Origin of the sequence: Actinoplanes sp. NPDC048791, from assembly GCF_040650095.1 — a bacterium.
Classification (GTDB): Bacteria; Actinomycetota; Actinomycetes; order Mycobacteriales; family Micromonosporaceae; genus Actinoplanes.
This window is the reverse complement of sequence record NZ_JBEZGQ010000799.1, coordinates 1-3,940: the sequence shown is the minus strand read 5'-3', so window position 1 is coordinate 3,940 and position 3,940 is coordinate 1. Positions and strand designations below refer to the sequence as shown.

Sequence of the window (3,940 nt, the reverse complement as noted above, 5' to 3'; positions counted from 1 at the left end):
CACGAAGCGCGCGTCCTCGCTGCTCTGCGGCTCGGGCACCGAGCCGTTGGTGGCGCTCGCCGACGCGGTGGGCTGGGCCGACCGCCCGTACGAATCCCGACGGCAGCAAGCCGGCCTCCTCGCTGGTGATCGTGCTGGGTCTGACGCTGCTCTCGGTCGCCCCGGCGGCGTTGCTGCTGTGCACGTGCTTCACCAAGGTGTTCATGGTCCTCGGGATCACCCGTAACGCGCTGGGGCTGACCAGCCTGCCGCCCAACCAGGTGCTCGCCGGGCTGGCCCTGTTCATCAGCCTGTTCATCATGAGCCCGGTGGTGTCGCAGGTGAACGAGGTGGGCGTGCAGCCCTACCTGGCCGGCGACAAGACCCAGTCGCAGGCGTTCGCCGACGGGGTGCAGCCGCTGCGCGAGTTCATGCTCAAGAGCACCCGCGAGGACGAGCTGGCCCTGCTGGTCAAGGTGTCCGGGCAGGAGAAGCCCGCGACCCCGGCCGACGTGGAGCTCACCACGCTGATCCCCGCGTTCGTGCTGTCCGAGCTGCGCGCGGCCTTCATCATCGGCTTCGTCATCTTCATCCCGTTCCTCATCATCGACATGGTCGTCTCCGCGTCGCTGATGTCGCTGGGCATGATGATGCTGCCCCCGGTGACCGTGGCGATGCCGTTCAAGCTGCTGTTGTTCGTGCTGGTGAACGGCTGGGGGCTGATCATCACGGCGCTCGTGGGGTCGTACCAATGAATTGGGATCTGCCGATCTCGGAGCTGGTCGCGATCATGCTGGGCGCGGCCCGGGCCGGCGCGTGGCTGATGCTCTGCCCGCCGTTCAACTCCCGGCTCATCCCGGGGCAGGTCAAGGTGCTGCTCTCGATCGGGCTGGCGCTACCGATGGCGCCGTACCTGACCACCTCGGTGCCCACCATCCAGACCTCGGCGATCATCGCCAGCTCGGTGCTGCAGGTCTTCGTGGGCGCGGCGCTGGGCTTCATCACGTACCTCTTCTTCGCCGCGGTGCAGGCGGCCGGTGACCTGCTGGACGTCTTCGGCGGCTTCACCCTCGCGTCCGCCTACGACCCGTTGTCGCAGAACCAGAGCTCGGTCTTCGGGCGCTTCTACAACCTGGTCGCGGCGACGCTGCTGTTCGCCAGCGACGGGCACCAGCTGGTGCTGCGGGGGTTCCTGCAGTCGTACAAGACGCTGCCGCTGGACGCGAGTTTCTCGCTGGAGACGCTGAGCCGGCTGCTCACCAGCGGGATCGGCGAGATGGTGGTGGCCGCGGTGCAGATCGCCGGCCCGCTGATCGCCGTGCTGTTCCTCACCGATGTCGCGTTCGGCCTGCTCAACCGGGTGGCGCCGGCGCTGAACGCGTTCCAGCTGGGCTTCCCGGCGAAGATCTTCCTGCTGCTGACGCTGTCCGGGACCGCCATCGCGGTCCTGCCGCGGGCCCTCGACACCCTGATCGACAAGGCTGTCACCGCGGTCGTCCGGTTGAGCGGGGGGTGATCCGTGGCCGGCGAGAAGACCGAACAGCCCACTGCCCAGAAACTCAAGAAGGCCAAGGCGGAAGGTCAGATCGGGCGCAGCCAGGACATCGGCGCCTGGGTCGGCATGCTGGCCGCCAGCATCGTGCTGCCGCGCACGCTGGGTTCGACGATGGAGCACTCGCGGGAGCTGATGGCCAAGGTCCCGGACGTCATCGCGGACCCCGATCCGCAGGTGGCCATGGGCATCCTCAAGGACGGCCTGATGAGTGCCGCCTGGGCCGTGCTGCCGCTGGCGCTGACGATGATGGCGGTGGGCGTCGCCGCGGCCGGTGCCCAGGGCGGCATCCGGGTCGCCACCAAGCTGTTCATCCCGAAGTTCAACCGGCTCAACCCGCTGCCCGGCATCAAGAAGATGTTCGGTATGCAGTCGCTCTGGGAGGGCACGAAGGCCCTGGTCAAGACCGGGGTGCTGGGCGGCGTGCTGTACATGACGATGAAGGACATCGTGCCGCTGCTGATGACCGCGGGTCAGTTGCAGATCGGCTCCCTGCTCGGCGTCATCAACGACGCCGTGCTGTCGCTGATCCGGGCGGCGGCGGTGGCCGGCATCGTGATGGCCGCCGCCGACTACTTCGTGGTGCGCAAGCGCACCAACAAGCAGCTGCGGATGAGCAAGGAGGAGGTCAAGCAGGAGCACAAGAACACCGAGGGCGATCCGCACGTCAAAGGCCAGATCCGGGCCAAACAGATGGCCATGGCCCGCAACCGGCAGATGGCCGACGTGCCGACCGCCGACGTGGTGCTGGTCAACCCGACCCACGTCGCCGTCGCCCTGCGGTACGAACCGGAGCACGGCGCCCCGCGGGTCATCGCCAAGGGCCAGGGCAACACCGCCCAGAAGATCCGCGAGCTGGCCACCGAGCACCGCATCCCGATGGTGCAGGACGTGCCGCTGGCCCGGGCGCTGGAGCAGAGCGTGGAGGTCGGCATGGAGATCCCGGCCGAGTTCTACGGCACGGTGGCCAAGGTACTGGCGTTCGTGATGAGCCTGAAGGCCAAGGGATCGGCGGCCGGGGTCCATCGCAACCCGAACCCGACCCCGGCGGCCGCATAGGACCATAGCCACAATCTGGGAGATTTACTCACATCACGCGCGCCACTGCGGGAGTATCAGCAAGTGGAGGGGGTGCTGTGAAGAACCGCAACCTCAGCAAGTTCGCCGTACCCATCGGGGTCATCGGCATCATCGTCATGATGGTCGTGCCGCTGCCGACCTTCCTGCTCGACCTGCTCATCGCGCTCAACATCACCGGCGCCCTGCTGATCCTGCTGGTCTCCATGTTCGTCCAGCGACCGCTCGACTTCTCCGTCTTCCCGGCCCTGCTGCTGGTCGCCACCCTCTTCCGGCTGGCGCTCAACATCAGCGCCACCCGGCTGGTGCTGCGCGACGGTGACGCCGGCAAGGTCATTCACGCGTTCGGCAGTTTTGTGGTCGGTGGCTCCCTGGTCATCGGCCTGGTGATCTTCATGATCCTGATCATCGTGCAGATCGTGGTGGTCACCAAGGGCGCCGAGCGCGTCGCCGAGGTCGGGGCCCGCTTCACCCTCGACGCGATGCCCGGCAAGCAGATGGCGATCGACGCCGACCTCAACGCCGGTCTGATCGACGAGGCGGAGGCGAAACAACGCCGGGCCGACGTCGCCGCCGAGGCCGACTTCTACGGCGCGATGGACGGTGGTTCCAAGTTCGTCAAGGGTGACGCCATCGCCGCCATCATCATCACGGTCATCAACCTGGTCGGCGGCTTCGCCATCGGCATGCTCCAGGAGGGCATGTCGCCCGGCGAGGCGATGAACCACTACAGCCTGCTGACCGTCGGTGACGGCCTGGTCTCGCAGATCCCGGCCCTGCTGCTCTCGGTCGCCACCGGTCTCATCACGACCCGGTCGGCCACCAGCGGCGACATGGGCAGCAGCGTCACGGCCCAGCTCAGCCAGAACAAGCTGGCCCTGCGCATCGCCGGTGGCGCCGCCCTCGGGCTGTGCGTGATCCCGGGCCTGCCCAAGATCCCGTTCCTGCTGATCGGCGGCACGGTGATGCTGATCGCCCAGCGGATCAAGGACCCGGAGCCGGAGGTCGCCGGCACCCCGTCGGCCGAGCTCGAACGCCCCGCACCGGACTCCCCCGAGCAGCTGCTCGGCGAGATGCGCGTCGACCCGCTGGAACTGGCCCTCTCACCCGACCTGGTCGACCTGGTCGACTCCAACGGCGGCGACCTGCTGGACCGGGTCCGGGCCCTGCGCCGCAAGATGGCCCTCGAGCTGGGCATGGTGATGCCGCCCGTGCGGACCCGGGACGACCTGGACCTGCCGCTCTCCTCGTACGCGATCCGGATCAGCGGGGTCGACGCCGGCACCGGCCAGGCCCCGCCCGGCACCGAGCTGGCGCTCGGCGACGGCCTGC

The 3,940-nt window shown here is 68.2% G+C and carries 4 protein-coding genes; all 4 read left to right on the top strand.

Features of this window, described 5'->3' with window-relative positions:
* A partial coding sequence (gene fliP, locus AB0C29_RS37305; RefSeq protein WP_360830701.1) for a flagellar type III secretion system pore protein FliP occupies window positions 1–734 on the top strand: 734 nt, incomplete at its 5' end.
* Entirely contained in the window at window positions 731–1,495 is a 765-nt protein-coding gene (locus AB0C29_RS37300; RefSeq protein WP_360545771.1) for a flagellar biosynthetic protein FliR, read from the top strand. The genes fliP and AB0C29_RS37300, both read left to right, overlap by 4 nt.
* Before the next feature lie 3 nt (window positions 1,496–1,498).
* Window positions 1,499–2,590 carry an EscU/YscU/HrcU family type III secretion system export apparatus switch protein gene (locus tag AB0C29_RS37295; protein ID WP_360830698.1) on the top strand — a complete coding sequence of 364 codons (1,092 nt, stop codon included), beginning with the start codon at window positions 1,499–1,501 and terminating at the stop codon, window positions 2,588–2,590.
* A gap of 77 nt (window positions 2,591–2,667) precedes the next feature.
* On the top strand, window positions 2,668–3,940 hold a 1,273-nt coding region (locus AB0C29_RS37290), incomplete at its 3' end, for a flagellar biosynthesis protein FlhA (protein ID WP_360830696.1).

Excerpts from the sequence above, each read along its gene's own strand:
- AB0C29_RS37300 (WP_360545771.1), top strand. The coding sequence starts at position 731 with ATGAATTGGGATCTGCCGATCTCGGAGCTGGTCGCGATCATGCTGGGC.